The sequence below is a fragment of the Endozoicomonas sp. ALB115 genome (assembly GCF_049310245.1).
Taxonomy (GTDB): domain Bacteria; phylum Pseudomonadota; class Gammaproteobacteria; order Pseudomonadales; family Endozoicomonadaceae; genus Endozoicomonas.
The window spans coordinates 89,665-116,651 of the sequence record NZ_JBLYZG010000008.1 but is presented as its reverse complement, the minus strand read 5'-3'; the positions used below and the strand labels follow the sequence as shown (position 1 = coordinate 116,651).

The following is a 26,987-nucleotide window of genomic DNA, read 5'->3' as shown; positions in this document are numbered from 1 at the left end:
CACCGTCACCTGCCGTGACTCTTCGTGAATCCCCATGAATAACGCCTGCGTACTGCGGGCGTCGTCCTTCTTACAATGGCATCAGGATCACTCACTGCTGCGTGCCGTACATGGAAGACATGAATAATGAACTCAGTGCCAAAGTTTTAACCGTATCCATCGCCGCTGGCGCGGCCGTGGTGCGACTAGTGATGGACGCCCGTCATATCACCCTGGTCGTCATTCTAAGAGCCGTCTTCGTCGCGGCATTCGTCGCCTACCTGGTGGGGGAAGCGCTCACTGGCGTCAATATCTCCGAAGGCCTTAAAAACGCACTGGTCGGTGTTGCCAGCCTGTTAAGCCGTGAGCTGATTGAGGGCCTGATACAACTGGCTCAGCAGTGGAAGAAAAACCCGAAAGAATTTCTGAACAGCCTGCGCAAAGGAGGCAAATGATGTACCGATGGAGCGAACGATCCCAACGCCGGATGCAGGGCGTAGACCCACTGCTGACCCGCTGCGCCACCAATGCCCTTGCCCAATCCCGCTACGACATGACCATCCCCTGGATGGGCGGAGTACGAACCCCGGAACAGCAGCAGGAGATCTACGACCGTGGCGCATCAAAAGCAGACGGCACCAACCACCTGTCTTATCACCAGAGCGGCAAAGCCCTGGATATTGAGCCGGTAGGCTACAACAACACCAGTCCCGATAAGGCATACCTGGCCAAGGCCCGCAACCACTTTGCCCAGCAGATGTTCAATGAATTCTCCCGCATGAAAGCCAACGGCATGATACCGGAGCATATCAACCTGCACTGGGGCGGACTCTGGGGCTCTACCGGTTGGGATCCGCAACACTGGGAACTGAGGGAACAGTAATGGAATGGAATGGCCTGAAAAAAATAATCGGCAAAGCTGCACCCCTGATTGGCAGTGCACTGGCTGGCCCTGCCGGTGGTACTGTAGGAGCCATGCTGGCCAATGCCCTGGGAACAGAACCGGAAGCGGATGCAGTGGCTCAGGCCATTCAGCAGGACCCCGGTGCGCTGCTAAAAATAAAACAGTTTGAGCTGGAGAATGAACAGCGCCTGAGGGAAATAACATTCAAAACACTTCAGGTTGAACTGGCAGACAAAGCCAACGCCAGATTGGAGCATAAGGACAGCAATATGCCCGCCATTATCGTATGGCTGCTGACGACCATTGCCGCTGGCCTGACATGGGGAATGTTTAATACGGAGATACCTGAGGCCAACAAGGACGTTGCTTTTATGCTTTTCGGTCAGGTGGTGACCCTTTGGGGAGCCTCAATTACCTACTGGGTTGGCACTACTCGAAGCAGCAGTGATAAAAGTAAAATGTTGGGGATAAACAGGCAGCAATAACTGCCTGTTCATCATTAGTGATCAGGAGCAGGCTCTTCAACCGGGATTTGCTCCTTGCTGACTACCTTACGACCTTCACCATCACTGCTTTCTGGCAGGGCTGCATCATCCTCTTCCATCGCACTTCGAAGATCAAAGTACATCACCGGGCAATCACTGTTCAGGTTGTCAGGGGTATCGATCATTTCAAAGCCATACCTTTTATAGAACTCAATAGCTTCGGGCTTAGAATCGACGGTTAACAGACGACAGCCAACCCAGGGACGTATGGTTTCAATAGCCATCCAGATGGCAAAATCCATCAGAACCCTGCCTAACCCTTTATCTCTATGCTTTGAGCAAACCATCAGCCGGGATATTTTCAGGGCAGGTAGGGACTGGTACTTCAACCCCTGCAACCCCTCTGGCAGAGTGGCTTCCTTAAAACAGACCTCGCTGTTGGTGAAAGAGACATAGCCAACCACCTTATGTCTCTGTGGATCATCATCAGCCACGTTAAAGCAGGCAACGTAGGTTTTGGTAATATCCTCATCATGTAGATACAGGGCTTCCTGCTTGAGGAAATTCTTCAACGGTAAAAAGGCTTTATCGCCGGAGGATATATTTTTCAACTTGTGGCACCCGGCAATAGGTGCAGGATCAAGGAATTCGACAGACATCCGTATCGTACTTACAAAAAAACAGTGGCGGATACAAAACTGGCACTTATCAAAGTGCCAGTCAGGAAGAGATGTTTTACTGGAAATCAGGCTCCAGTAGACAGAGACTTCTTAAAGCCAGAGAAACGCTTTTTGGCACGCGCATAGCTTGCCTTGGCATTAGGGTTGGATTTACGTTCCACGAGAAGTTGCTCTAAAAAGCGCTTGCCATCGACACCGGACAGTTCGGTCTTACCGAATGCATCACTTTTAATAGCCATTGTTATCACCTTTCGGAGTAACAGGGCACCTGTTGCGAAAAGTCCCCTGCTGGCCTTACAAGGCCATGTATTTGCTGTCCTGTTAGCGACGCAGAACAGATCCCTCTATACGAAATTCATTGACTGCAATAATATTAACGGCTCTTGACGGCCTTTCATTACCTGTCATAAAACGTAATTTACGAAGAAAATGTACCGTGTACATCGATTTGTATCAAATCATTTTTTGTTAAATTTCATAAAAATTTGCGAAATTTGCACAAATCTACCAACAACAATAATGGAATAAATCGATGAAGCAGAAGCTGATCAGCACTCTTAATTGGACCTTTGGCGTGATCTTCGCTCTGGCTGGAATAGTTACATTACTCACTTCGCCGATTGGTGGCCTGCTATGGCTTGTCATAGCAGGCCTGCTACTTCCGCCAGTCAGAAATTTTGCCTATGGGAAAACAGGTAAAGTGCTGGCGCTAAAATACAGGGCGGCTGCCCTGACTGTACTCTATATCGTTTCCCTTCTCTTTATTGGCCAGGCTGAACAGCAGGAAGAGCATGAAAAAGCCCTGGCGCTGGGCTTCAAGGATGTTGCTGAGCAGCAAATAGCTCTCGGTCTCGGATTCGATAATGGTGCTGACTATCAGCAATACCTGTCGGATCTCCAGGCGGCAAAAGAGGCTCAGGTTGCAGCTGAGAAGGCCAAGGCTGAAGAAGAAGCCCGTCTGGCAAAACTGGAAAAAGAGCAGGAAGAAAAAGCGTGCAGAGAAAGCATAGAGTGCTGGGGTAAACGCAATATAGGCGAAGCCAGTATAGCCTGTGATGGCCCGATTGAGCGCTTTGCACAATATGACTATGAGTGGACTGAGGGATTCTTTGGTGAAAAGTTCAGTCGTGCCATATGGACTGATAGAAAAGCAGGACATATCAAGTACGTTGGTGACCAGATTAAATTCCAGAACGGCTTTGGAGCCTGGCAGAACTATAGGTATGCGTGTTACTTCGATACAATCAGCCGTGAAGTGCTAAATGTTGAGGTCTTTTCCGGCCGGTTATAGCGTCTGATCTAGGCAAGACATGAGGTCGGATCGTTCCGGCCTGTATTCCCCCCCCTTATTCCTTCCGATTTGCTTCCAAAATGAGTTCAGGACCCCGTTGTTTAAATAGCACTATCGTATTTCTATAGATATACGACGACGGTTAAAATATGGGGCGTTTTTGGGGCTAAATTAAGAGTTATTCAGAGATATATAGAGCTATGGTACAATTACTTGCTTTCTTTAGTTCCTTATAAATCAATAAGTTATGATGTAAAACTATAGCTCTAAATAAATATATTGCATCATCGGAGTGTGGTTGGAGAGGTCTGTATTATTCATTCAATTCGGTAGTTCAGGTGGTGGTGTCTGATTCTTGGGGCAGTCCAGATCCGATTAACCTCACTCTGGCTCTCGGTTTTCATCCAGCTGCCATAGCGTTTAACCAGCATCGAGTAATCCGTGTGCCCCATCTGATCGGCAATAAATGCAATGTTAACATGCGGGTAGTTTGCCAGCAGGCAAAAGTATCACTGGTTTGACAAATTGTTTTGTATGACCGAACCAGTAATGCAATGCCGTTTCGCGCCAGTTTATTCCTTGCCAAAATCGGCAGCATATCAAATGTGCAAGATTTTTTGTTGATTAACCTTAAGTAAACTCTATATTTACTTTAAGTTAGGTTGTAGTAGAATAATACAATGTTCAAGGTGGTTTACTCAAAGCAGGCCGTTAAAGTTCTGAGGAAAACTTCAGAGCTTGACCGGTTGAGGATTCAAAAGGCCATCAACAAGCTTCCAGACGGTGATGTAAAGAAGCTGGCGGGTGGATCAGGCTATAGGCTGCGGGTTGGAGGCTGGCGCATTGTTTACGAGATTGAGCATGACAGGCTGATCATTGAGGTGATCAAAATTGCGCCGCGAGGCAATGTTTATAAGCATTAAAGATGGGGGCAATGTCCCCAAAGGTTTTGGTGATGGTCGATATACTGAAGCATGAAGGGAAACCGGCTTTTGTGGTTATGCCTTATGACGAATATCAGGCAATGCTTGAGAAGCTGGAGGACCTGGAGGATTCTGATGCTGTTCATGAATTTCGGGCTGCGTTACGGCGGGGTGAGGAAGAGTTGATACCTGCTGAAGTAGTGAACCGGTTGTTGACTGAAAATACTGTGAAGGTGTGGCGAGAGTATAGAGGCATGAGTCAAAAGTCCCTCGCTGAAAACACCGGTATTTCCGAAGCCATGATCAGCCAGATTGAGAGTGGCAAGAAGCAGGGTTCCCTGAAAACAATTACTAAAATTGCACAAGCCCTGAATCTTACCGTTGATGACATTATTGATTAACCCATTTTACGCACCACAAGTCACCGGCCAGAGCGCCGGTTTTTTATTGCCTGAATTTGCTTCACCGAACACCCATCGTCAATATTTCTGCTTAATCCGTCGAAGAATCATCAATGGCTGTGTTGATGGGACATTAAGTTAAAACGGTAAGTGTACTTTTTCTCCTCTATCTCACTGTGTTGCGTCGTATAAAATCCATAGCGGCCAGCAAGGTGTGCCACTGTATCATCATGGTTTCTATGAATGCTGATCAGAAAGCTGGCTTGAAAATCGCCTGTTTCTGCAAGAATTCCATCAATAATTTTGTTGGCGGTATGGGAACCCATGCCAGCAAGAATGACCAGCTCATCTTTACAGTTGTGTATTTTAACAGTGGCTGCATCCACGCAGGTAGCTGTCAGGTTAGTGGGCAGCTGAAGAGATTGAAGTCGGGCAATGACATGTCTGGAGCAATCAATACAGTGGACTTCTCTGGATACGTTGTTAATGGCCAGGGCCATTCCGGCTTTACCGTGGTCACAGCCGAGATCCCAGATGATGTTGAAATCAGCAGCCAGCTGGACCAGTCTGTTCAAACGACGGGACAGTTTGGGGATAGTAAGTGCTGGCTCCGGGGCGAGGATGGAATACTCAGCGAAAGGTTTAGTGTGCTTTTCTTCTGGCCCGGAGCTGTCAGTAATATACCCGTTGCTTTTGTTATTGATTGCAAGGGGTTGCAAGAGCTGTGAGGAGCCAGTTGCACAATGCTCACTTATATCATCGGGTATGCTCTGAGAGGCGTTTCCTGCCTGGTGTGTTGTTGCCTCTAACATAGTGTTTGTGACGTTATCGCAGCATCGACATTTAACTGATTGTTCTGGAGGCAAAAAGTTCAATTTTCCGTCTGCTTATATTCACTCCCATGATTTTCGTTTGGAACTTAGTACGAGAATGGAGGTCAAACCTGACTAAATTGAAATGGCTATCAAGTCAGCGATTTATGCGGCAGCAAATGGTGAGCTACTTAACTCATTTCAACATACAGGAGTTTGGTTATGTTCGTTAGTGCGATGAATTCAGGTCAGTTGATACACCCTGTACTCCCATCAGACACTGTTTCCAAGGGTGGTTTTTTTAGATATGTCAAAGAGGGTTATCTCAAATATGACCCAGTGGATGGAACTACAACAAGATTTCTCCCTACGGCATTCGGCATCGGGGTTTCTGCTGCTGGCGGAGCTGTTGCCTTTGCCAAGTTGGCTGAACGTCTGGATAGAGTTCCTGACACAGTCAGACCAGGTACAGGTCTGTCTGATCGGGTGATTGAAGTGATAGAATCAGCAATTAAAGAAAACCCATTAGCTTGCGGTGCAGTTGCTGGAGCAGCAGTTGCTATTGTGGGGTTTTATTCTTTGTACAGCAGTCTCAAGCCTATAACGAAGGAATCCATAGAGGCTGCTCGGGACGCGGTGAGGCATGAGCTACAGAGGGCCATTCAAGAAACTGAGGTTCATCAGGATCAGATAGCTAAATATAATAAAAGTTTATCGGAGCTCAAGGCTCTCCTGCCGGCGGAGGCCGCAGCATACAAGCAGCAATCACAGGAACTGTATAATAAATGCATGGCCAACTACAGGGATGAGGCTAATTTTATGGCGGGAAAGTTGAAAGGTTTTGTGGATGGCATTATGTCGTCTCGCCTCGACAATCCGGGTGATGCACCCCGTGAATATGATGAGCGTGATCTTTACAGGGCTGGTGTGGAGTTAACAAGTTTTGTCCGCAACCTTGATATGGACCAGGGATATTTAATGTTTTCCCAGGTTCGACTGCTGAAGGCAGTCAAACCGGTGTTAAGTGATAAAGAATATGACGAATTTAACCGCATTCTCTGGAGCTTTCCTGAAAGGCCCTGTCTTTACGTCGAGCAGGGCCCATTAGCCAGAGAGTATTCTGAAACTTTGAAATATAGTGCGTCAGAACAAAAACAGTTAGGCGTATTGCGGGCCAGGATCAATCAAGTACTGAGCCAATACCCGGACTTAAAGCCTGATGCTGCGGGTAACATTCCCAAGCCATCGTTTGAGAAGTTCCTGAAAAATATGCCATTTTGATTCGGATGATGTCTTGTTAATGAAAAAAGGCCGGGTTCTGTTGACGTTTTGTTGCGGCCATAGTTGAAGAATTATGTCAACAATAACAAAGACAATTACAGAAAAACAGCAAAGTTGAAGTTAAGAAAGTGATAGAAGAGCTGGCCATGACTTATGAAGCCAAGATCACGAGTTACATGCAAAGACAGGCATCAAAACTGCTGAAATCACAGGCTGGTCAGGACGCTTCACCACCTCTGCCTGCCCATGGTCGCAGGAAAATCAAAAGGCCAGCTGAAGACCCCATGTCTTCTCATAAGCGAAGAGTTGACATGGTCGTGGCCTTTGAAAAAGCCCATTATCGGTTGAAAGAGGGTGACCCCGGCTACAAGGAGTTCATTTTACTCAAACAAACAGTCGATAAAGTGCTTAACAATGAGCAGATTCCTTCTGGTGTGCATATAATCCGGTCAAACACATTACCGCTATTTGTGCAGTAAACTGTTTCAGTCATGGTCAAGATGGGGTGTTGCCAATGAAAGTAAAAATGATCGGTGCGCTGTATGCAGCAATCATGCTTATGGGATGTGAAGCACCGTATGACAAGCCGGTGGTCGATAATAAAACTGCTGAAGCCATCTGTCAGGCCAAAGAGAACCTGCCCGGTGGCTGGACAAAATCTGAAGTTACTCCAGAGGTTCTGAAGGCGGTAAAGCTGGTGGTCAAGGGAATGGAGAAGTCGGCCAAACTGAAAAAAATGCTGGCGGTGCACTCTCAGATTGTTAATGGGGTTAATTACGCGCTGGAGTTTCAGTTGGAAAATGGCACGATCTGGAGTGCCATTGTCTATCGCGATCTTGAGGGAAAATACAACATTACCCAGGCACCCATTCCCGGACTATTCTGTGACCACTGACCGGTTTCATGTCTGATCGGCCGATCATGTGCTTTTGCGACAGCAGCCGTTTTATGGAATGATTCACTCCGATAATAATAATTACCGGCTGCTGTTGAGGTTCCCATGTCTGATCAACCCCGTGTGCTCTATGCAGTGAAAGATCACATTGCCTACGTCACCATGAACCGTCCTGAGAAACATAACGGCCTGGATATGGCCATGTTTCGTGACATGATTGCTACCGCAAAAAAAATCCGGAAGGATCGCTCGATCCGCTGCGTGATTCTCTCCGGGAATGGCTCCTCTTTTTGCTCAGGACTGGATTTTCAGGCCGTCAACAAAGACCCGGGCATAGTGGCAAAAGTCTTTCTTAAATTGCCGTGGACCAAACAGAATATTGCCCAGGAGATAGCCCATTGCTGGCGAGACCTGCCGGTCCCGGTTATCTCCGTTATTCATGGTAACTGCTTTGGTGGTGGGATGCAGATTATCCTGGCCACGGATTATCGCATTGCCAGGGCGGATGCCAGCCTTGCCATTATGGAGATGAAGTGGGGCTTGATTCCCGATATGAGTGGTATGGTTACGCTCTCCCGGCTGACCCGTATTGATATTGCCCAGGAGCTGACCATTACCGGGCGTAAATTCACTGCCCGGGAGGGGCACGAGTTCGGTTTGATCAGCCGGTTGGCTGATGACCCGATGGCGGCAGCAGAACAGCTTGCCCAAACCATTTGCAGGCAATCGCCGGATGCCGTTGCCGCAGCCAAATACCTGTTCAGAAAAACCTGGAAAGCCGACACCTGGAAAGCCCTGCGCTGGGAGCGCTGGGTTCAGGCACGCCTGCTGGGGCGTAAAAACCAGCGCATTGCCATGAAAAATGGTCTGAGTAAATCAGGCGATCCTCTGCCGTTTATTGACCGGCGCTCATTTTGACAGGCAACCGGTTTACATAGTCGTTAATTGCTAAAGCCTGCATCTGATAAAGAGGTCGTCGTCTACCAGCCATTCGTCCATCATCTTTTTCTGGCTTATAGAAATACAATTGACAAAAGTCTCTGGATTATCTTCCGGGTTCGGAAGCTTGATTACGTTTTCAGCAATAAGAATGACATCACTGTGTATCACCCCACCCCTCCTGCCAAGGATTTCAAATAAAATAGATCCGGCGAATTGCTGACGCTGAATCGGATCATAAAGCGATGGCATAAGCCCAATGGATAGACCGATATCCCGATCCTGATCTGCTTTATCACCAGTAAGATAAATTCGTGCATACAATGCATGTCCTTTAATTGAATGAAACAAGGGACTGATGAGTTGTTGACTAACACCACTCCTGATCTTATCCAGCTCATTTTTGAAACCGGGTATCTTCCAGAGTAAAACGCCGTTGCCGGTGGTTGCTTTGTGGATTTGCAGTTCCAGCTCAAGCTTCTGTATTTGTGATTGCTGGCTAACAATGGCTCTGCACAGTTCATCGACGCTATCGGCCTGGTTTTGATAGGCACGCCTTAGCCCGGCAAAGCCATTGAGTACCTCCCCAAACTGTTTAACCATGGCTTCGTACTGGGCATAGGCTATTGTCGGAGTCGCCAGTGCCCCTGCTGTTGCTCCTTCAGTCTCGCTGGTTGCAGTGGTTGGCTCAGGCAGTATCAGCGGGTTGACCCCAGGCTTTTTGCAAACAGAGGCCAACGTCCGGGCGGGATGTTCATCATCATTATGGTAATGGGCGGGCAGTTCATGCAGAGACAGCCACTGGCCGCATTCGATGCCCGGAGGAGAATCTTCAGCGCCCTTGAAATTATTCAGCATTACGCCTCTGGCACAGGCAACCTCCAGGCTTTTCGACAATTCAGTCAACACCTGGCACTGTGCAAACTGATTAATCTCAGGACAAAATTTTCTGGCACACCGAATGTCAGCGGGCAGGGGCATGGCATCAATGTCGTCTTGGTGAGGTAGTGTAGATGGCGACTGCCTTGCCAGGTCGATGACCCCGCAATGCTGATCACCCTGAGCGCTCTCCGGCGGGTAGGGTGCGCTTTCAATAACATGGGAAGGATCATAAATTTTACTTGAGTCGCGCGTCTTGATTGACTTACTGGTTAAATTTGAACACGGGAAGCAATACAGCTGTGGCAACAGATCAGCGTCAGCTGGCCTGCACCTGAAGCAGGCACCACTGGTGGTTCGGAATAATATTGAAGTTTTTTCTTCGGATGACCGGTGAGCAGGGGCTTTATCTTTACCCTCAGTATTGAGCGGCGGTGACTCAACCTTGCCAGAGTCAACGGGAGTGGAATGGGCAGGATAAAAAAACATATACACCAACTCCTCTGGTCAGGCATTAAAAAACCTTGAAAAGCATAAATCTGTAAAATGACCGTCAGGGCTCAACCCTCCGTCATTGGGACTTATTGACAACAAATCAGATATTTGGTTCACCAGATAAAATGACCGGATGCTGCTGCGGTCCTGATGCCTGATCAAATATAATACTCTGGCATTATATTTTGGTCATTTGATGTACGTTATGTTATAACGATTTGGATTTTGAGATTGGGTGCTAGTCCCTCCGGAACAGGGTGAGGGCAATACCGAAAGGAATCGCAGAAGATGACCATCAGCCTTTGCCGGACAGCCCGTGGAAAAGACAGTAAGCAATTGCTGTCTTTTCTTATGGTGGCTGTCTATCTGCTGGTGGTGCACTACACACTGAGCCACGTCCATACGGCTTTGGAGGAAAATCAGCAATCTGAAATATTCTGGCAGAATCCAGTTATTTCGATGGTCGATGATGCCAGTGATCAACAGCACAATGAGCACCCGCATTCATCGGCCTGTATGCTGGTGTCTCAAGCCGCTTCACCCGTTCATTGGTGCAAAGTAAAGGTGCGGTTTGGTGCGGTACTTAACGACCGTCCCTATCGCTTATCAATCCATTCTTCCACGCCAACCAAAAGACACACCCGCGCACCGCCTCCCAGGTGTTGATACCCATACCGTTCGTGCTGAGCTTGTCGAAGTGCGGTGGCACCACCCTTCGACAAGCTCAGGATGAACGGGGTGTGCGGGTATTAACGCTAGCTCTGAAGTTTGATGGTTCATCACTTATTTATTTCTTTCTTTCAGGAATTGTGTATGCGTTGTGTTGCAAAAGTGGCCGCTGTTGCCTGTGCCTTGATAACAGCAGGTGTTTCCGCTGATGGGCATCGTCATGCCGGAGCCCATGTACATGGAGCCGGTCATTTGAATTTTGCCATTGAAGGTCGTCAGGTTCATATTGAACTGGAAACGCCGGGGTTTGATATTCTTGGTTTTGAATCCATCCGTTCGGAGGCTCAGCGCAGGCAACTTAAAGATGCCTTGCAGGAACTGGAAAAAGACGATTTATGGTCTTTTACGCCAGCGGCGTCCTGCACGTTGAAAGCGGCATCGGCTTCGGCCAGCGGTGAGCATGGAGAAGATCATCATGGTGATGCAGATGGACACCACCATGACAAGCATGAACATGACGACCATCATACAGATGGTCATCAGGATTCCCACCATCACAGTCATGGACACGATGACCACCATAGCGATGGTCACCATGAGTCAGCGCATATGGATATTGCTGCTACTTATGTTTATGAGTGTGCCAATATTGCCGGGCTTAACAGCATCTCTACCCGACTGTTTCAGCGGTTTGCAAACAGTGAACAGTTGAAGGTTCAGGGCTTTACCGATTCTGGCCAGGTAGCGGGTCAGATGAACCGTGAGCGACCAGAGGTGCGCTTCTGATATGAGCAGTCTCGGTCAACCGGTGATTCACCTAAAGGATGTCCAGTTTGGCTGGCAGCCGGGAACTGCGGTTCTGGATATACCAGAGCTGTTAATCCATCAGGGTGAGAAGGTGTTTATCCGGGGGCCTTCAGGGTCGGGTAAAACGACGCTGTTGGGGCTGCTGGGCGGCGTGCTCACACCGGTTGCCGGTGCTGTCTCTGTGCTGAGAAACGACATTGGTCGTTTCTCCCCGGCACGGCGGGATCATTTCCGGGCCAATCATATCGGTTTTATCTTTCAGATGTTTAACCTGATCCCTTACCTTTCAGTAGTTGACAATGTCACACTGCCGCTGGGGTTTGCCAGCAAGCGCCGTGAAAACGTGCAATCCATGGGCGTTGATGCCGGGCAGGAAGCGATTCGACTGCTAAACCATCTGGAGCTGACCGAGCCGCAGTTGCTGCAAAGGTCAGTGACGGAGCTCAGTATCGGCCAACAGCAGCGAGTGGCAGCAGCCAGAGCGTTGATTGGTCGTCCTGATCTGGTGATCGCAGATGAGCCCACCTCGGCGTTGGACAGCGATACCCGTGAGGCATTTATTCGTCTGCTGTTTGCTGAGTGTGAGGCTGCTGGCAGTACGCTGGTTTTTGTCAGCCATGACTCTGCCCTGGAAGCCTTGTTTGATCGCTCTGTGGCCTTGAATGAAATTAACCGGGCCAGTCAACATCGGCCTTTAGGCCAGCCGGAGGTGGTGTAATGTCAATACTTCATCTGGCGGTGAAAAGTCTGAGTAATCGCAAAACCACGGCATTGCTGACCATTTTCTCCATTGCCATCAGCGTAGCTTTGTTGCTGGGCGTGGAAAGGGTGCGGGTTGAGGCCCGGAACAGTTTTACCAGTACCGTGTCCGGTACCGATCTTGTGGTTGGTGCCCGCAGCAGTTCGCTTAATCTGCTGCTTTATTCGGTGTTTCATCTGGGTAATGCGACCAATAACATTACCTGGGAAACCTACCAGGAATTGTCTTCCAATAAGGCAGTCGCCTGGACTATCCCTATTGCCCTGGGGGACTCCCATCAAGGTTATCGCGTGGTGGGTACCGCTCAAACCCTGTTTGAACACTTCCGTTTTGGTGATGATCAGCCCATCAGTTTCAAAAATGGTAAGCCATTTGATGATCTCTATGATGCGGTGATTGGTTCTGAAGTGGCGGCGGTTCTTGGCTATCAGGCTGGTCAGGAAATAGTGCTCAGTCATGGTGTTGAAAGCCGGAGCCTGCAGACGCATCAGGATAAACCCTTCAGGATTTCTGGTGTGTTAAAGCCCACCGGCACCCCTATGGACCGAGTGGTAATGATCTCTCTGGAGGGGATTGAGGCGTTGCACATTGACTGGGTCAATGGGGCAGCACCTAATGCACTGTTCTCGGTTTCTTCCGACAGGGCACGGGCCATGGATTTGCAACCGTCCAGCATTACCGCCTATTTTGTTGGTTTGAAGTCCCGGGTGGCGGCTTTTCGGTATCAGCGGGCAGTGAATGAGTATCGCCAGGAAGCACTGACGGCTATTTTACCGGGTGTCGCCCTGGGAGAACTCTGGCAGTTGGTGGGTTCAGCGGAAAAGGCATTGCTGGCGGTTTCTGTGATGGTGGTGATTGCGGGGTTGGTGGGTATGCTGACCACCATTCTGACGTCGCTTAATGAACGGCGCAGAGAGATGGCCATTCTCCGTTCAGTAGGTGCCCGGCCCTGGCATATCTTTACCCTGATGATGACCGAGTCCCTGATCTATGCCATCACTGGTACACTGTTGGGCTTCCTGCTGATGTATGGAATGCTGTTCGCCATTCAACCGGTATTGCAAGTGCAGCTGGGTTTGCACATTACCATTGCGTTACCGGGGATGTTTGAGTGGATTCTGGCGGTCGTCATTGTTATCTCGGCGACCATACTGGGTGCAGTGCCTGCCTGGCGGGCCTATAAAAATTCATTGGCGGATGGTCTGACGGTCAGGCTGTAGGAGAGCAAATAATGATAGCTGGAAGACAACACCCTGGCTGGATGGCCGTGGTGCTTATGCTGGCTTTTATGCCGGTGAACTTTGCCATGGCTGCAAGCACCGAAAAGCCTGCGATCAAAGAGATCAACTGGGATGATCTGATGCCGCCGGTGGATGAGGACATTGTCCGTAAATATGAGGCGGGTGAAATCAGTCAGGAAGAGGCTATTGAGTATATTGAAGAGCTGGGCAAGATTCCGGTAGCAAGTATGAATCAGCAACGGGTCAAAATTCCCGGTTACCTGGTACCGCTGAATATTGGCAAGGATCAATCAGCCACAGAGCTGTTGCTGGTGCCAACCCTGGGAGCCTGTATTCATGTACCGCCACCGCCACCCAACCAGACCATTTTTGTCCGCTATGACCAGGGCATAAAAGTCACAGAAGCGGGCTATACCCCTTACTGGCTGGAAGGAGTGATCAGGGTTGAAAACAATACCTCCGAGTACACTGACGTTGTCTATGCCATAACGGTGGAGAGTTTGAAGGAGTTTGAATAGAGAGAGAATGCTTTGCCCCGATGCTCCGGGGCAAGGCATGTTTCCCTGGCAACAGTGCTGTGAAATGGTGCATTCAATGATAACTTGTGAAGACTGCCCCTAATCGTGTTATAACATCCTATCCTGATTGGCTCCTCTGATAACCGTACTGGCGAGTGACCATGGAACCTGCACTGCATTCTGCTACGTCCCCCATTGTCAGGGAAATTGCTGAACTCCTGATGTCCAGGGGCTGGACCCTGTCTACCGCTGAATCCTGTACCGGTGGTGGTATTGGTCATGTCCTGACCGTGTTGCCGGGAAGCTCGGCCTGGTTTGACGGTGGTGTCATCTGCTATGCCAATGGCGTAAAGGCCAATCTCCTGCATGTGCCGACAGTGTTGCTGAATAAATACGGTGCGGTCAGTGAGCAGGTGGCCATCGCCATGGCCCGGGGTGTCCGCAAGCTGCTGGCAACGGATATCTCTATAGCCGTGACCGGCGTTGCCGGACCGGGGGGGGCGACACCGGAAAAACCTGTGGGAACCGTCTGGATTGCCTGGAGTGCCGGCCAGGAAACAACTGCAAGGCACTTCCATTTTGAGGGTGATCGTGATCAGATCAGGGCGCAAACGGTTGTTCAGGCGTTGCTGGGTGTTCTGACCCTGTTGACCTGAGAAACGTTAACCTGAAAAAAGATTCCTTCCTGTCGAAGCGATAAATATACTGGACAAATATCCAGTATCTGTTTAAATATACAGTATTACTTATTGAGCTGTTCCTGATGAAATCAGAATCGAACTGAGGGCGTGAAAAAATGGATGATAACAGAAAAAAAGCGTTGGCAGCAGCACTTGGCCAGATTGACCGACAGTTTGGTAAAGGTGCCATCATGCGGATGGGGGATCAGAAGCAGGAAGCAATTCCCGCAATTTCTACCGGTTCTCTGCAACTGGATATTGCCCTGGGCATTGGTGGCCTGCCGAAAGGCCGTGTTATTGAAATCTTCGGCCCTGAATCTTCCGGTAAAACCACGCTGACCCTGAGCGTTATTGCCCAGGCCCAGAAGCACGGTGCCACCTGTGCCTTTGTTGATGCTGAGCATGCCCTGGACCCACAGTACGCCGGTAAGCTGGGTGTAAATGTGGATGACCTGTACGTCTCCCAGCCGGATACCGGTGAACAGGCGCTGGAAATTACCGATATGCTGGTTCGTTCCGGTGCCGTGGATGTTATCGTGGTTGACTCTGTCGCTGCCCTGGTACCCAAGGCTGAAATTGAAGGTGATATGGGGGACTCCCACGTTGGTCTGCAGGCCCGTCTGATGTCTCAGGCACTGCGTAAGCTGACCGGTTCCATCAAACAGACCAACTGCATGGTCATCTTTATTAACCAGATCCGTATGAAGATCGGTGTGATGTTCGGCAACCCGGAAACCACTACCGGCGGTAACGCGCTGAAATTTTACTCTTCTGTACGTCTTGATATTCGTCGTACCGGTTCGGTGAAGCAGGGCGATGAGGTGATCGGTAACGAAACCCGCGTTAAAGTGGTGAAGAACAAGGTATCGCCACCATTCCGTCAGGCTGAATTCCAGATTCTGTATGGTCAGGGCATCTACCATATGGGCGAAGTGATTGATCTGGGTGTCAAGCTGAAGCTGGTGGACAAATCCGGTGCCTGGTATGCCTATAAGGGAACCAAGATTGGCCAGGGTAAAGCCAATGCTGCCCAGTATCTTTCTGATAATCCGGAAGTGGCGGCTGAAATCGAAGCCCAGATCCGTGCTGAGTTAATGAGCACTCCAGAGAAGGACGCTGCAAAAAAAGCCGAAGTTGACGCCGGAAAAAGTGCTGGCAAAAAAGGTGACGACGATGCAGCGGCAAGTGTACAGCAGGACGAGCTGCTGGCTGAGTAATTGAATGTCTGCTGATGTCATTCAATCGGTAAACGATGTCCGCCGGGCTGCTATGGATCTACTGGCCCGGCGGGAACATGGTTTTACCGAACTGGTCCGAAAACTCTCGGGCCGTTTTCCCCGGGAACTGGTATTAGACGCGCTTACCCGCTTGCGGGCAGAGCGGCTGCAAAGTGATGACCGCTTTGTTGAAAGTTTGGTCTACAGTCGTCAACAGCGGGGCTACGGTCCGGTTCGTATTAAATCGGAACTGTTTCAGAAAGGAGTTGATAGCGAGTTGATCGGTCAATACCTGCTGGAGCAGGACGATCACTGGGATGAACTGGCAAAAGCGGTAAAAGAGCGAAAGTTTGGTGCCTCTGTACCCCGGGACCATAAAGAAAGAGCCCGGCAGACCCGCTTTCTGGCCCAGCGCGGCTTCTCCATGAGCCAGATATACTCCGCTTTCTCTTCTTCATAACAGGCAGTGGCATTATAATTCCGGGAGTGAACGTAAGGTTGCCTTCATTATCATTGATGCAACCTGGCAACAGGCCAGGAAAATGTATCGTCAAAGCCCCTGGTTGCATGGTTTGAATTTACTGAGCTTGCAGCCTGAAGAGCCATCCATCTACCGTCTCCGAAGTAATCGTCAGGAGCAGTACTTGTGTACCGCTGAAGTGGCAGCAAGAGCACTGGGCGAGTTGGGTGAAAACACCAATCGTCAGCTGATGGAGGCCCTGGTTCAAGTCTATTGTGACCGCTATTTATGGGCACGCAAAGGCCAGCGAAGGGAGGAGGATTCGCGCTCTCTGCACATACTTAAGCAGTACCGCTCTGCTGCTCATTAGGCCATCAGTGAAAAAAGCCCGGTAAAAAGCCTGTTAATGATGGGGTGAAGTGATCATTTTTTCCCACCATTCCTATATAATCCCCGGTTTGCGTAAATTTACTGTGAAAAGGCTGCTCATTGTGATTGCGCTGCCATTTTTGTGTTTGGGAGTGAGCGGCCTTTTCCGCTCATGGCTGACAAGAGATAACTCCCCCGGTGGGAACTGTATATGAAGACTAACGAAATACGTTCTGCTTTTCTGGAATACTTCAGGGAAAACGGCCATGAAGTGGTTGCCAGTAGCTCTCTGGTACCCCATGACGACCCAACCCTGCTGTTTACCAATGCCGGGATGAACCAGTTCAAAGACACTTTCCTGGGGCGTGAGCAGCGTGACTACAACCGTGCCACCACTTCCCAGAAGTGTGTACGTGCCGGGGGCAAACACAATGACCTGGATAACGTCGGTTATACCGCCCGTCACCACACCTTCTTTGAAATGCTGGGTAATTTCAGCTTTGGCGATTACTTCAAGAAAGAAGCGATCCACTTTGCCTGGAACTTTCTGACCGGCACGCTGAAACTGCCTAAAGAGCGTCTTTGCGTCACCATCTATGCCTCTGACGATGAAGCCTACAATATCTGGTTAAACGACATTGGTATTGCAGCGGAGGATATTATCCGCATTGGCGACAACAAGGGAGCGCCTTACGCTTCCGATAACTTCTGGCAGATGGGTGATACTGGCCCCTGTGGCCCCTGTACCGAAATTTTCTATGATCACGGTGACCATATCTGGGGTGGTCGTCCGGGTACGCCAGAAGAAGACGGTGATCGCTTTATTGAAATCTGGAATATCGTATTTATGCAGTACAACCGTCAGGCCGACGGTGACATGCAACCACTGCCCAGGCCATCGGTTGATACCGGCATGGGCCTGGAGCGAATTGCCGCAGTGATGCAGCATGTCAACAGCAACTACGAGATTGATCTGTTCCAGTCTCTGCTGAACGATGCTTCTGATATTATCGGTGGCGTTGCCACCACGGAAGCGTCCCTGCGGGTTATTGCTGACCATATCCGTTCCTGCAGTTTCCTGATCAGTGATGGCGTTATGCCCTCCAATGAAGGCCGGGGCTACACGCTGCGCCGGATTATCCGTCGTGCCTGCCGTCATGGCCACAAACTGGGGGCCAAAGAATCCTTCTTTTATAAGCTGGTGGGGTCACTGGTGCAGGTGATGGGTGACGCTTATCCGGATCTGGCGAAGAACCAGGAGCACATCGAGCGGGTTCTGCTGCAGGAAGAGGAACAGTTTACCCGTACCCTGGATAAAGGGATGAAACTGCTGGAAGAGAGCATTGCTGCTCTGCAGGCCAGCGGGCAGGGGGATGTGATCTCCGGTGAAACCCTGTTCACGCTGTATGATACCTACGGCTTCCCGGTGGATCTGACGGAAGACATTGCCCGTGAGCGTAAGCTGACAGTGGATATTGAGGGTTTTGAACAGGCACTGGAAGCTCAGCGTGAGCGTGCCCGTGCATCCAGCAAGTTTGGTGTTGATTACAATGACCAGTTGGTGATCGAAGGCTCAACTGCTTTTACCGGCTATGAGAACACGGCGGGTCAGGCTCGCGTTCACTCCCTGTTTGTGGGTGGTGAGCAGGTAGAACAGATCAATGAAGGCCTGCAGGCAACGGTTATTCTGGAACAGACGCCATTCTATGCGGAGTCTGGCGGCCAGGTGGGTGATACCGGCCTGCTGAATTTTGCCACCGGTTCTGTACGTGTTGTGGATACTCGGAAGCAGGGTGATCACCACCTCCATATTGTCGAAGTGGTATCCGGTGAACTGAAGTCTGGCGATGAAGTAGCCGCTGATGTTGATGCTGACAAGCGTCATGCTACCTCACTGAATCACTCGGCAACTCACCTGCTGCATGCGGCCCTGAGACAGGTGCTGGGTGATCATGTAACCCAGAAAGGTTCTCTGGTTGATCCGGAGCGTCTGCGCTTTGACTTCTCTCACCTTGAAGCGGTGAAGCCGGAAGAGTTAAAGGTCATAGAAGCGCTGGTGAATGAACAGATCCGTGCCAACACTCCGGTACAGACTGAACTTATGGATATGGACGCAGCCAGGGCAAAGGGAGCCATGGCATTGTTTGGTGAAAAGTACGCGGACGAAGTGCGAGTACTGACCATGGGCACCGACAACTTCTCCATCGAACTGTGTGGCGGTATTCACGCCAGTCGCACCGGTGATATTGGTGCGTTCCGAATTGTTGCGGAAAGTGGCATTGCCGCCGGTGTGCGTCGTATCGAAGCGGTGACCGGTGCGGGTGCTGAAGCTTTTGTGCAGACGCGCTTTGCCGAGCTGAACAACGCTTGTCGTGTGCTGAAAGCCAAACCGGAAAGTCTCGACGCCAAATTGCAGGCGCTGGTTACCCAGAGCAAGAGCCTGGAAAAAGAGCTGCAGCAGCTGAAGCAGAAGCTGGCCAGCGCTGGCAGTTCTGACCTGGTGTCTCAGGCGGTTGAGGTAAATGGCGTTAAGCTGCTGGCGACGGAGCTTGAGGGTGTTGACCCCAAATCATTGCGCGACATGGTTGACCAGCTGAAGAACAAACTGGGCTCTGGTATCGTTTTCCTGGCCACCAAAGCGGATGGCAAGGTGCCTCTGGCTGCCGGTGTGACCAAAGATCTGACCGGACGTGTCAAGGCGGGTGATCTGCTGAAGATGGTGGCTGAGCAGCTGGGTGGCAAAGGCGGTGGTCGTCCTGATTTTGCCCAGGGTGGCGGTACTCAGCCAGAGAATCTTGAAAAAGCGTTGTCGTCTATTAAAGGGTGGTTGGAAGCGCAGTTGTAAGCGGTTTTGTCAGGATGGTTAGCTATTCTGACAAGTCAGCCTCTATGGGTCAGCCCGTTTTTTATTGCTTTGAGGCATACACCCCGGAGGGGATTCATGGTACATTTTGCCATCCACTGAATGATAGAGATGGCAGCTTTTGCTGTCCGGCTTCTGAATGTCTGTATTCTGTAAATTATGTTGGGCTGTTGCAGCAGGAAGCTGGTACAGGGAAGCTTGATCATCAGGAGGCTGTCCGGGAATAGTGTTCGCAGTAAGGCGCTCTATTCCCGGTCAGCCTCCGGGTCATGGCTGATTGAAGTAGAACGAATAAAATGGCGCTAATAGTACAGAAATTTGGCGGCACCTCAGTAGGCACCACTGAACGCATTCAGGGTGTTGCTGATAAGGTCAAAGGGTTCCGCGAACAGGGGCACGACGTGGTCGTTGTGGTTTCCGCCATGAGTGGTGAAACCAACCGGCTGGTGGAGCTTGCCCGATCCATGCAGTCACAGCCGACGCCACGGGAGATGGATGTTATCCTCTCGACGGGCGAGCAGGTGACCATCGGTCTTTTGAGTATGGCCCTGAATGAGCGGGGCTGCCCTGCGACGTCCTATACCGGTAGTCAGGTAGCTATTGTTACTGACAGTGTCCACACCAAGGCCCGCATCCAGCGCATTGATACCGAGCGTATCGTCAGGGGCCTGGAGTTGGGGCGCGTGGTTGTGGTGGCCGGTTTCCAGGGGCGTGACGAAGAAAATAATATCACCACCCTGGGGCGGGGAGGTTCGGATACCACGGCAGTAGCCCTGGCAGCGGCCCTGAAGGCTGATGAATGCCAGATATACACGGATGTCGATGGTGTTTACACCACTGACCCGCGAGTGGTTGAGGGAGCCCGTCGGCTGGACAAGATCACCTTTGAAGAAATGCTGGAAATGGCCAGTCTGGGCTCCAAGGTCCTGCAGATCAGGGCTGTCGAGTTTGCTGGCAAATACAATGTTAACCTGAGAGTTCTGCACACCTTCCAGGATGGCCCTGGAACACTGATTACACTGGATGAGGGTATCGCCATGGAATCACCGGTAGTTTCCGGCATCGCATTCAACCGAGATGAAGCCAAGCTGACCATTAAGGGCGTGCCCGATATTCCCGGTGTGGCATCCCGGATTCTGGGGCCGGTCAGCCGGGCCAATATTGAAGTGGATATGATTGTCCAGAATACGGCTGAGGACAAAACCACCGATTTCACCTTTACCGTTCATCGTAATGATTATGAGCGGGCAAAAGTGGTGGTTGAGCAGATTGTTAAAGAGCTCGAAGCCCTTGAATACCACGGTGATATGAAAATCGCCAAGGTTTCCATTGTCGGCGTTGGCATGCGCTCCCATGCGGGGGTAGCCACCAAGATGTTTGAAGCGCTGGCGGCTGAAGGGATTAACATCCAGATCATCTCAACGTCCGAAATCAAGGTTTCCGTTATCATTGCAGAGAAATACCTGGAGCTCGCTGTTCGGGCGCTCCACTCGGCTTTTCAGCTGGACAGGGAACCAATGGAAGATAATGGGGTCTAAAACGTCAATATAAATAAAATCGTGAGCCTCGTAAGGGGGCTCTTCTGCTCCAAACCCACCTGAAATTGCAAGGGTGGAAAGAGCAACAGGTATTCAAAAGCAGTCAAAAGTAAAGCGCGTAGAGTTATCAAGCCCAAAAACCATTTCCGGCAGGTAGAAATACGAATGGAAATCCTGAACTTGGTGACTAGACTGGGTTTGCTGAATAATTCTTAAGCATGAACGGTTGAGCTGACATATACTTCATTACTTTGAACTGAGTACTAAAGCAGTTTAAAGGTCAGGCAATTTTAAGGTGAAATAATGTCTGTACTGGGGTTGGTGTCGTGTAATTTCACGCGATCATTCTGGGTGATATCATCAGCTTCTAACCAATGCACCAGCGTGCTCAGAATTGACGGTTGTTGACTTAACAGAGATGTAAATAAGGAGATTGAAATGCTGATTCTGACTCGCCGCGTAGGAGAGACACTGATGGTAGGGGACGAGGTCACTGTCACTGTTCTGGGTGTTAAAGGTAACCAGGTTCGTATCGGTGTTAACGCACCAAAAGAGGTTGCAGTTCATCGGGAAGAAATTTACCAGAGAATTCAAAAAGAAAAAGAGCACAAGAAAGGAGGAACTGGTCGCTCTTATGAAGAAGATGAAGGTTACGAGTCCGGATACGAGTCTGAATCTTACGAGTCTTACTGATAACTATTAAACTGTCGTTTATATCTCTGATTTGATTAAGGGAACCTTGTTAATCCCGGCAGACAGTTTCAAAAAAGCCTGAAAGTTTGTCAGGCTTTTTTGTATCTGTATTTGGTCAAATGGTATCGAATGATTGTTCGCAACGCGATGTCTTAAGGGGCTATTCTGCTCATCACGGGACTTAGCCCGGATATTTCATAAACGTGCTCCCGATCTCGCTTGTCCTTTGCCGCTCTAAGGGAGTTTTGCTCAGTCGACCGTACTCCCCGGTACGGTGCTCCCTCACAAAATCCCTTAGAGCGACAAAGTCCTGCGCGAGATTCGGGGCAGTTTATGAAATATCCGGGTTAGGAGGCTGGCCGAGAATAGACTGCCCTACGCGGCAACTGCTCCTGCGTTGTTCTAGCTCCTGCATCCATGCAGTCGTGCGGTGGCAGCAAATTGGTCTAAAAAGTCGGAAATTTTTAGCAAATAGAACCACTATTCACTAAAAATTTCCGACTTTTTATCCTCAATTTTCTGCCATCCTCGCTACGGGGTCGCCTAGTCGCCTAGACGGGCGCTATTCTCGGTCAGCCTCCCAGACGGCATGATTGGTATCATGACCCTGAATTAAAAAAATCTCTTAAAGCAGGAACTTTTGTCAAATGCGCTGATCTACAGTTCAGAAGCTGAATGGTCAGACAGTCAAAAAAAAGGGTGTTTCTGACTCATCGCCTCATTGATTAGTCCCCTTTTTGTCAATACGACCGGAGTTATTTATCATGCATCCAACAACAGCAATCAGTGTGCCAGCGGCCAGATCAGAAGCCGGTGGGCTTCAGACACTTGATGATCTGAAAAAACTGCATGGGGCAGCGGAGGCCTTTAATAAATGCATCGAGAAAGTCCCTGCATCGGATCAGACACCATCGCTGAAACAGTTGACACCAGATCTACCACCTGAACCGGGTATCACCACTACTACCGATCAACGCAAGATTGCCGAGCTGCCTGTTTCCATGATGCAGCAGTCATCAAAAGATGGTTTGTCCGGTGCAATGCAACAGCATGGACAGTTACCGGATGTTGCTGTCAATAACAGGCAGCCGGACACAATTGACCCAATGGTGGAAGATATCTTCCACTGCCAGAGAGATTACCTGCGATTAACAGCTCAGTTCAGCTTTAATTACGGTGTTTTTGATGCCAGTTTCAGCCCAGAGGATCAAGGCCTGGTTATCCATGGCTGCTCCAGGGACGATTATCGCCTTGGCATCTGGCGACCGGGTACGGATGGCAAATGGCTGGATGAACACAAATGGCATTCCCTGGCTCCTAACGCTGTCTTGCGTTACGACAACGAGTCGGGGGGGCTCACAATCCTGAGAGACAACCACGATGGCAGTGTCCTGGTGAGTAAGAGTAAAGATATTGATCCTGGCCAGGATGAGGTGGCGTTTGATCGCACCCCCGGAAATGAAGAAAGCCCTAAAGAGATGCCAGACTGCAGCCCTTTGCAGGACAAGATCATAACCAGGGATGTTCAAACCGGTAAAATCAGCGTATGGGGGGAGGATATCAATGGCCGTTGGACCCCTCTGACCCAGAATAAAGAGATCCGTCACTGGCCGATGAAGGATTCTGTTCAAATATGCTTCGGGGCCAGGAGCAATTGTATACTGACGTGCGAGGACAGAACAGCGACCTTTTGGAACTGTGATGATCAGAACAAGTGTCTGGAGAAAATAAAGACCATTGAGTGTAACAGCAAGATTTTAAGCGTCCAGTTCAGTGATGATGAGCGGCATGCCCTGATCTTGACCGAGGGTAACGAGGAAGTCTTTGTGGGATGCGATGCTGATGGCAATTGGTTGCAGATTGGGGAAATCATTCATCCTGAAGGTAGGTTAAATCACCTCAACGAGCATGAGGGAAGCGTAGATTATGCGTCCATTAATGCCTCCGGCCAACACACGTTGACTGTTGATAAAGATCGTAACGCCTTGATTTCTGGCTACAATGATGACGGTGCCTGGGTAGTACAAACTGAAATGCAGAATTGTGCCTATGCACGATTCAGTCCCTCCGGGCGTATGTTACGGGCAAGTCTTTATAAACCAGAGGGCAGCGGCAGCGAAACCATCTGCAGACCGACCAATGTCATCTATAAAGTCCTCGACTGCCGCAGGCCGGGTAAAGCTCAAACCCTAGAGCACCCAGGCAGTAGCGACATCATCTTCAGCCCCTCAGAGGACCTGATGTTGAGCTATGGCTTTGATTCGGAATTTGCCTGCATTTGGGGTGATGATGGGGCGGGTAATCTTGTTGAGAAAGCAAGGGCAGGTAATTATCAGATGGGGATTTCCCATGCTGCCTTCAACGCTCAGGAGGACAGTGTACTGACCCTTGATCTTAGAGGGAATCTCAAAATTCAGGGCCTGGACAGTCAGGGAAATCTGCATAAACAACTGGTGGTTAAACATTCAGATCATATTCTTGATGCCCAGTTTTCCCATTCAGGGAACCTTGCCTATAGCACTAGTTTGGGCACCGCCAGTATTCTCGGGCGTGAAACGAATGGTGAGTGGATCAAGCTGGCGCAGACGAACTCGACCTCGAATCTTGGTGTCTACGGGATCGAAGGAGTGCGTTTTAATGGTCCGGAAAATCATTTTCTGACCTACGGCAACAAACTAGACAGTAACGACCAGCGCCAGCCAGGCCTTGTGCAGCTTTGGGGTATTGATGCTGACGGCAAATGGGTTGAAAAAGACAAGATAGTACTGGATCATCGCGTTGGAATGGTCAAGTTTAGCCCCGACGGTGATCATTTATTTATCTACTGCTTCAATGAGCAAAAAGATCGTGATGCTGATTCAAATTTCAGTACTGTTTTAGTCTGTAAGATTCCTGCAACTTCGGGGCAGGAAACAGCACATACCTGAGGCTTTGGAAGATGGCTAAAAAATTCCCTGGTTAAAAAAAACTTGCTTTTCAAGGCGCTCAGGGTAACATAGCCATCGTTCCCGGTGAGGTGGCCGAGAGGCTGAAGGCGCTCCCCTGCTAAGGGAGTATACGGTTTGTAGCCGTATCGAGGGTTCGAATCCCTCCCTCACCGCCATATTTCCTTCTTTTGTTTTCAAAAACTTTTTCTACTCCTTATCACCTTGAATGTATTTTAAGGCAGTTTGGATGTATTCAGGCAGGAAGGCTCTGTCACGCTTTGGTGGTAAAGAATCACTACTCATTGCGTTCCTTTCAGACTGTAATATTTCATTAGCTATTTCAAGAACGCTGCTACAAGAAGTGCTTTCCTGCAATGCTGGTTCACCTTTCGTTCGTCTATATCGATTAATGGCATTCAGCAATTCAAAGTATTCAGATTCTATTTTGTCTTCTTCGCTTTGCTCATACCAGTCATTGACTAGCTTGGCCATCTCCGGGTTGACATCCTCAAGTGGATTGTCTGGCTCATTTGGCTGGTCCATTAAAAGGCCTAATCGCAATATATGCATCGTGGCTTCGGTTATGTTGCCGTCAATGGCATCTGCGGCAATAATTAATGCCTGTGCGGTGGTAATCCAGGGCAAATCCAGTTTTTGTATACCCAATAGATTTTCGGTCCCGTGGATTAATGACACAATCTCGTCAGACTCCCTCTGAAACTCAGGAGCTTGCCAATTAAAATCAACCTCATTGCTACTGTCATCAGATGCTTTACTTTCCGGTGACGGGGGGGTGTGTGTTTCTTTACTGGTATTTTTGGTCTGGGTATCAGGGTAATCCGTGCTTTGTTGCAAAGTATTGGAATCTTGTGGTGCTGATTTGTCCGCGGGAGCAATCAGGGATGATGAGCCTGGTTGATCAGCGGAACGTGACGAAACCGAAACCGGAACAGGATAACTGTTTGCCGAGTGCTCAGGCCTTGTTGACTGCCCGGGAGGTAAAGGTCTGGCGGCAAGATTTTGTACATGTGGTGTTGGGAGGTTTTGCGTCATATAGCTTTTGTAGGCTGCGGTCTGAGCCATTTGCTGCTGGAAATAATCACTACTGGCCGCTGAGTAAGCAGGCTGGGTATTTGCAAAACATTGCAGTTCGTTTGAGTACATCCAATGGTTCATTTGGTTCGCAGTAAATAAGTTTTGGTAATTGGCACCATTTGATTTTGTGGTTGAATTGCTGTTGTAAGCCGTGGTGTTGAGATAAGGTTTTGTGGGAGTAAACGCACCGAATTTTGCCTGATGACTCAAGTCCTGATTTTGCAGACGCTTTCTTGGTGATGAAAGGAGAGGGCTTGGTATAAAGTTTTCTGATTGTGCGATTGTTGGTGTGAGGGGCTGCTGTCCGTAGCCCATGATACTGGCATTTTCGCCTGCTCTGAATCCAGGATACGAAGTATGAAAGGCTTGATTGCCCTGCGAAAAGTGCCAGAAGGCTGACTCTTTCGTGTCTGAAAACCGCGTGCCCGGATAAATAGAATGACTGGCATAAATGTTCGCAGGCTGGTATGTCGTAAAGGATGAGCCGGTCTTGCCCATTTGATTTTGTGGTGGAACGGATGCTTGGTCACAAATCTCACTCAGGAGGTCAGTAATTTCGTTTTGTGTTTGTAGATCTGTTGTGGGTTTTGCCAGCACCTGGTTACATTGTACCTTGTCCAGATGGCTGTCAGAGCGAGTAATCTGATGGGCTGGTATGGGCTGGCTGGCTGAGGTCATGGAGGTATTACTGTAGTGGTTGGTTGCCGGGTAGTTCAGGGGCTGCTGATTAAAATATGGCTGGTGTGCATAGTCAGCTCTAACTCTACCGGGTTGTAAGGGGTTGCTTGAAGGTTGTTTTGAATGAAAGCAATGCAGATCGGGCTTCAGGCCTTCTGTTCGAATGGTTCTGGTGATTTTAATCCGTTCATGTTGAACGGCTCCGTTTGGATCTGGGCCATTGGTAGCAGATTGACCATAAGCTGTTTGCTTTGGTGCGGAGCTTGTCGGGTAATAAATACTGCTTGTCTCGTGAGGAAAACCTGGATTCATAAAGTCAACCAACTATTTTAGTTTGATTTAAATGATCATAAAGAGACCCATTCATGGCTCATAAGTTCAAAATGATAATCTGTCCGGCGTTATCGAGTGGATGGTCCTTGACTATATCTCTTTTATCTTTTCCATTTTTATACTCAATTCTGTAGGCTGTATGTCTCTTATAAAAACGACAAAGTACAGAGATCTC

General features: G+C 49.5%; 26 protein-coding genes, 1 tRNA gene and 2 pseudogenes. 24 read left to right on the top strand and 5 right to left on the bottom strand.

The genetic code is table 11. The features are described from left to right. The first annotated feature begins 119 nt into the window (after positions 1-119). Genes ACO6VE_RS05885 through ACO6VE_RS05875 form a run of 3 tightly spaced genes read left to right on the top strand, consistent with a single transcriptional unit; the run spans position 120 to position 1,368 of the window. Positions 120-434: a hypothetical protein gene (locus ACO6VE_RS05885; protein WP_422460221.1), complete on the top strand. Its 315-nt coding sequence runs from the start codon at positions 120-122 to the stop codon at positions 432-434. Further along, positions 431-862: a M15 family metallopeptidase gene (locus ACO6VE_RS05880; RefSeq protein WP_422460219.1), complete on the top strand. Its 432-nt coding sequence runs from the start codon at positions 431-433 to the stop codon at positions 860-862. Before ACO6VE_RS05885 ends, ACO6VE_RS05880 begins: the two co-directional genes overlap by 4 nt. After that, positions 862-1,368, top strand: coding sequence for a hypothetical protein (locus ACO6VE_RS05875; RefSeq protein ID WP_422460217.1), 507 nt, complete (start codon positions 862-864; stop codon positions 1,366-1,368). The genes ACO6VE_RS05880 and ACO6VE_RS05875 overlap by 1 nt, the downstream gene beginning before the upstream one ends. 14 nt (positions 1,369-1,382) lie before the next feature. Here the strand turns inward: ACO6VE_RS05875 and ACO6VE_RS05870 are convergent, their stop codons facing one another. Both ACO6VE_RS05870 and ACO6VE_RS05865 read right to left on the bottom strand, forming a co-directional pair. After that, entirely contained in the window at positions 1,383-2,027 is a 645-nt protein-coding gene (locus tag ACO6VE_RS05870) for a GNAT family N-acetyltransferase (protein WP_422460215.1), read from the bottom strand. Between the two features lie 86 nt (positions 2,028-2,113). Further along, positions 2,114-2,287: a hypothetical protein gene (locus ACO6VE_RS05865; RefSeq protein ID WP_422460213.1), complete on the bottom strand. Its 174-nt coding sequence runs from the start codon at positions 2,285-2,287 to the stop codon at positions 2,114-2,116. A gap of 293 nt (positions 2,288-2,580) precedes the next feature. Here ACO6VE_RS05865 and ACO6VE_RS05860 point away from each other — a divergent pair, with 293 nt between their 5' ends. The 3 genes from ACO6VE_RS05860 to ACO6VE_RS05850 all read left to right on the top strand — a co-directional run bounded on the left by ACO6VE_RS05860 (position 2,581) and on the right by ACO6VE_RS05850 (position 4,663). Beyond that, entirely contained in the window at positions 2,581-3,339 is a 759-nt protein-coding gene (locus ACO6VE_RS05860) for a hypothetical protein (protein WP_422460211.1), read from the top strand. Between the two features lie 680 nt (positions 3,340-4,019). Further along, positions 4,020-4,262: a type II toxin-antitoxin system RelE family toxin gene (locus tag ACO6VE_RS05855; protein WP_422445286.1), complete on the top strand. Its 243-nt coding sequence runs from the start codon at positions 4,020-4,022 to the stop codon at positions 4,260-4,262. 11 nt (positions 4,263-4,273) lie between these two features. Then, the gene (locus tag ACO6VE_RS05850) at positions 4,274-4,663 is read left to right on the top strand and encodes a helix-turn-helix domain-containing protein (protein WP_422460209.1); all 390 of its coding nucleotides are present in this window, start codon (positions 4,274-4,276) and stop codon (positions 4,661-4,663) included. A 110-nt stretch (positions 4,664-4,773) separates the two neighbouring features. On the opposite strand, the gene ACO6VE_RS05845 is transcribed toward ACO6VE_RS05850, so the two are convergent. Then, complete coding sequence (locus ACO6VE_RS05845; RefSeq protein WP_422460207.1) at positions 4,774-5,382, bottom strand: SAM-dependent methyltransferase; 609 nt, start codon at positions 5,380-5,382, stop codon at positions 4,774-4,776. Between the two features lie 315 nt (positions 5,383-5,697). Here ACO6VE_RS05845 and ACO6VE_RS05840 point away from each other — a divergent pair, with 315 nt between their 5' ends. The 4 genes from ACO6VE_RS05840 (at position 5,698) to ACO6VE_RS05825 (ending at position 8,569) form a co-directional block, all read left to right on the top strand. Next, positions 5,698-6,756, top strand: coding sequence for a hypothetical protein (locus ACO6VE_RS05840; RefSeq protein ID WP_422460205.1), 1,059 nt, complete (start codon positions 5,698-5,700; stop codon positions 6,754-6,756). Between the two features lie 146 nt (positions 6,757-6,902). Beyond that, entirely contained in the window at positions 6,903-7,235 is a 333-nt protein-coding gene (locus tag ACO6VE_RS05835; RefSeq protein ID WP_422460203.1) for a hypothetical protein, read from the top strand. Positions 7,236-7,270: 35 nt separating this feature from the next. Then, entirely contained in the window at positions 7,271-7,651 is a 381-nt protein-coding gene (locus ACO6VE_RS05830; RefSeq protein WP_422460201.1) for a cystatin domain-containing protein, read from the top strand. 105 nt (positions 7,652-7,756) lie between these two features. Then, positions 7,757-8,569, top strand: a complete 813-nt coding sequence (locus ACO6VE_RS05825; RefSeq protein WP_422460199.1) for a crotonase/enoyl-CoA hydratase family protein — start codon at positions 7,757-7,759, stop codon at positions 8,567-8,569. 30 nt (positions 8,570-8,599) lie between these two features. On the opposite strand, the gene ACO6VE_RS05820 is transcribed toward ACO6VE_RS05825, so the two are convergent. Then, positions 8,600-9,958 carry a hypothetical protein gene (locus ACO6VE_RS05820; RefSeq protein WP_422445272.1) on the bottom strand — a complete coding sequence of 453 codons (1,359 nt, stop codon included), beginning with the start codon at positions 9,956-9,958 and terminating at the stop codon, positions 8,600-8,602. Positions 9,959-10,252: 294 nt separating this feature from the next. Here ACO6VE_RS05820 and ACO6VE_RS05815 point away from each other — a divergent pair, with 294 nt between their 5' ends. The 14 genes and pseudogenes from ACO6VE_RS05815 (at position 10,253) to ACO6VE_RS05750 (ending at position 24,882) form a co-directional block, all read left to right on the top strand. Further along, positions 10,253-10,630, top strand: coding sequence for a hypothetical protein (locus tag ACO6VE_RS05815; RefSeq protein ID WP_422445270.1), 378 nt, complete (start codon positions 10,253-10,255; stop codon positions 10,628-10,630). A 147-nt stretch (positions 10,631-10,777) separates the two neighbouring features. Beyond that, a complete protein-coding gene (locus ACO6VE_RS05810) occupies positions 10,778-11,419 on the top strand; it encodes a ZrgA family zinc uptake protein (protein WP_422445268.1) in 642 nt (213 codons plus the stop codon). A gap of 1 nt (position 11,420) precedes the next feature. Next, positions 11,421-12,158, top strand: coding sequence for an ATP-binding cassette domain-containing protein (locus ACO6VE_RS05805; protein ID WP_422445266.1), 738 nt, complete (start codon positions 11,421-11,423; stop codon positions 12,156-12,158). Beyond that, entirely contained in the window at positions 12,158-13,420 is a 1,263-nt protein-coding gene (locus ACO6VE_RS05800; protein ID WP_422460197.1) for an ABC transporter permease, read from the top strand. Before ACO6VE_RS05805 ends, ACO6VE_RS05800 begins: the two co-directional genes overlap by 1 nt. Before the next feature lie 11 nt (positions 13,421-13,431). Then, positions 13,432-13,959: a DUF3299 domain-containing protein gene (locus ACO6VE_RS05795; RefSeq protein ID WP_422445262.1), complete on the top strand. Its 528-nt coding sequence runs from the start codon at positions 13,432-13,434 to the stop codon at positions 13,957-13,959. A gap of 161 nt (positions 13,960-14,120) precedes the next feature. After that, positions 14,121-14,615, top strand: coding sequence for a CinA family protein (locus ACO6VE_RS05790; RefSeq protein WP_422445260.1), 495 nt, complete (start codon positions 14,121-14,123; stop codon positions 14,613-14,615). 140 nt (positions 14,616-14,755) lie between these two features. Next, a complete protein-coding gene (gene recA / locus ACO6VE_RS05785; protein WP_422445258.1) occupies positions 14,756-15,856 on the top strand; it encodes a recombinase RecA in 1,101 nt (366 codons plus the stop codon). 4 nt (positions 15,857-15,860) lie between these two features. Beyond that, entirely contained in the window at positions 15,861-16,316 is a 456-nt protein-coding gene (locus ACO6VE_RS05780; RefSeq protein ID WP_422445256.1) for a regulatory protein RecX, read from the top strand. Between the two features lie 37 nt (positions 16,317-16,353). Then, positions 16,354-16,686 (top strand): annotated as a pseudogene (locus ACO6VE_RS05775) (DTW domain-containing protein); the annotation flags it as partial. Between the two features lie 210 nt (positions 16,687-16,896). Next, complete coding sequence (alaS, locus tag ACO6VE_RS05770) at positions 16,897-19,530, top strand: alanine--tRNA ligase (RefSeq protein ID WP_422460195.1); 2,634 nt, start codon at positions 16,897-16,899, stop codon at positions 19,528-19,530. A gap of 314 nt (positions 19,531-19,844) precedes the next feature. Then, on the top strand, positions 19,845-21,086 hold the full coding sequence (locus ACO6VE_RS05765; protein WP_422460193.1) for an aspartate kinase: 1,242 nt from the start codon (positions 19,845-19,847) through the stop codon (positions 21,084-21,086). Between the two features lie 438 nt (positions 21,087-21,524). Beyond that, positions 21,525-21,689 (top strand): annotated as a pseudogene (gene csrA / locus ACO6VE_RS05760) (carbon storage regulator CsrA); the annotation flags it as partial. Positions 21,690-22,543: 854 nt separating this feature from the next. Further along, positions 22,544-24,706: a hypothetical protein gene (locus tag ACO6VE_RS05755; protein ID WP_422460191.1), complete on the top strand. Its 2,163-nt coding sequence runs from the start codon at positions 22,544-22,546 to the stop codon at positions 24,704-24,706. Positions 24,707-24,789: 83 nt separating this feature from the next. Next, a tRNA-Ser gene (locus ACO6VE_RS05750) sits at positions 24,790-24,882 on the top strand. A gap of 31 nt (positions 24,883-24,913) precedes the next feature. Here ACO6VE_RS05750 and ACO6VE_RS05745 read toward each other — a convergent pair. Next, complete coding sequence (locus ACO6VE_RS05745) at positions 24,914-26,791, bottom strand: hypothetical protein (RefSeq protein ID WP_422460189.1); 1,878 nt, start codon at positions 26,789-26,791, stop codon at positions 24,914-24,916. Between the last annotated feature and the right edge of the window lie 196 nt (positions 26,792-26,987).

Bases quoted from the DNA above. Each gene is read 5' to 3' on its own strand.
- ACO6VE_RS05885 (WP_422460221.1), top strand. From the start codon at position 120: ATGAATAATGAACTCAGTGCCAAAGTTTTAACCGTATCCATCGCCGCT.
- ACO6VE_RS05880 (WP_422460219.1), top strand. From the start codon at position 431: ATGATGTACCGATGGAGCGAACGATCCCAACGCCGGATGCAGGGCGTA.
- ACO6VE_RS05875 (WP_422460217.1), top strand. From the start codon at position 862: ATGGAATGGAATGGCCTGAAAAAAATAATCGGCAAAGCTGCACCCCTG.
- ACO6VE_RS05870 (WP_422460215.1), bottom strand. From the start codon at position 2,027: ATGTCTGTCGAATTCCTTGATCCTGCACCTATTGCCGGGTGCCACAAG.
- ACO6VE_RS05865 (WP_422460213.1), bottom strand. From the start codon at position 2,287: ATGGCTATTAAAAGTGATGCATTCGGTAAGACCGAACTGTCCGGTGTC.
- ACO6VE_RS05860 (WP_422460211.1), top strand. From the start codon at position 2,581: ATGAAGCAGAAGCTGATCAGCACTCTTAATTGGACCTTTGGCGTGATC.
- ACO6VE_RS05855 (WP_422445286.1), top strand. From the start codon at position 4,020: ATGTTCAAGGTGGTTTACTCAAAGCAGGCCGTTAAAGTTCTGAGGAAA.
- ACO6VE_RS05850 (WP_422460209.1), top strand. From the start codon at position 4,274: ATGTCCCCAAAGGTTTTGGTGATGGTCGATATACTGAAGCATGAAGGG.
- ACO6VE_RS05840 (WP_422460205.1), top strand. From the start codon at position 5,698: ATGTTCGTTAGTGCGATGAATTCAGGTCAGTTGATACACCCTGTACTC.
- ACO6VE_RS05835 (WP_422460203.1), top strand. From the start codon at position 6,903: ATGACTTATGAAGCCAAGATCACGAGTTACATGCAAAGACAGGCATCA.
- ACO6VE_RS05830 (WP_422460201.1), top strand. From the start codon at position 7,271: ATGAAAGTAAAAATGATCGGTGCGCTGTATGCAGCAATCATGCTTATG.
- ACO6VE_RS05825 (WP_422460199.1), top strand. From the start codon at position 7,757: ATGTCTGATCAACCCCGTGTGCTCTATGCAGTGAAAGATCACATTGCC.
- ACO6VE_RS05820 (WP_422445272.1), bottom strand. From the start codon at position 9,958: ATGTTTTTTTATCCTGCCCATTCCACTCCCGTTGACTCTGGCAAGGTT.
- ACO6VE_RS05815 (WP_422445270.1), top strand. From the start codon at position 10,253: ATGACCATCAGCCTTTGCCGGACAGCCCGTGGAAAAGACAGTAAGCAA.
- ACO6VE_RS05810 (WP_422445268.1), top strand. From the start codon at position 10,778: ATGCGTTGTGTTGCAAAAGTGGCCGCTGTTGCCTGTGCCTTGATAACA.
- ACO6VE_RS05805 (WP_422445266.1), top strand. From the start codon at position 11,421: ATGAGCAGTCTCGGTCAACCGGTGATTCACCTAAAGGATGTCCAGTTT.
- ACO6VE_RS05800 (WP_422460197.1), top strand. From the start codon at position 12,158: ATGTCAATACTTCATCTGGCGGTGAAAAGTCTGAGTAATCGCAAAACC.
- ACO6VE_RS05795 (WP_422445262.1), top strand. From the start codon at position 13,432: ATGATAGCTGGAAGACAACACCCTGGCTGGATGGCCGTGGTGCTTATG.
- ACO6VE_RS05790 (WP_422445260.1), top strand. From the start codon at position 14,121: ATGGAACCTGCACTGCATTCTGCTACGTCCCCCATTGTCAGGGAAATT.
- recA (WP_422445258.1), top strand. From the start codon at position 14,756: ATGGATGATAACAGAAAAAAAGCGTTGGCAGCAGCACTTGGCCAGATT.
- ACO6VE_RS05780 (WP_422445256.1), top strand. From the start codon at position 15,861: ATGTCTGCTGATGTCATTCAATCGGTAAACGATGTCCGCCGGGCTGCT.
- alaS (WP_422460195.1), top strand. From the start codon at position 16,897: ATGAAGACTAACGAAATACGTTCTGCTTTTCTGGAATACTTCAGGGAA.
- ACO6VE_RS05765 (WP_422460193.1), top strand. From the start codon at position 19,845: ATGGCGCTAATAGTACAGAAATTTGGCGGCACCTCAGTAGGCACCACT.
- ACO6VE_RS05755 (WP_422460191.1), top strand. From the start codon at position 22,544: ATGCATCCAACAACAGCAATCAGTGTGCCAGCGGCCAGATCAGAAGCC.
- ACO6VE_RS05745 (WP_422460189.1), bottom strand. From the start codon at position 26,791: ATGAATCCAGGTTTTCCTCACGAGACAAGCAGTATTTATTACCCGACA.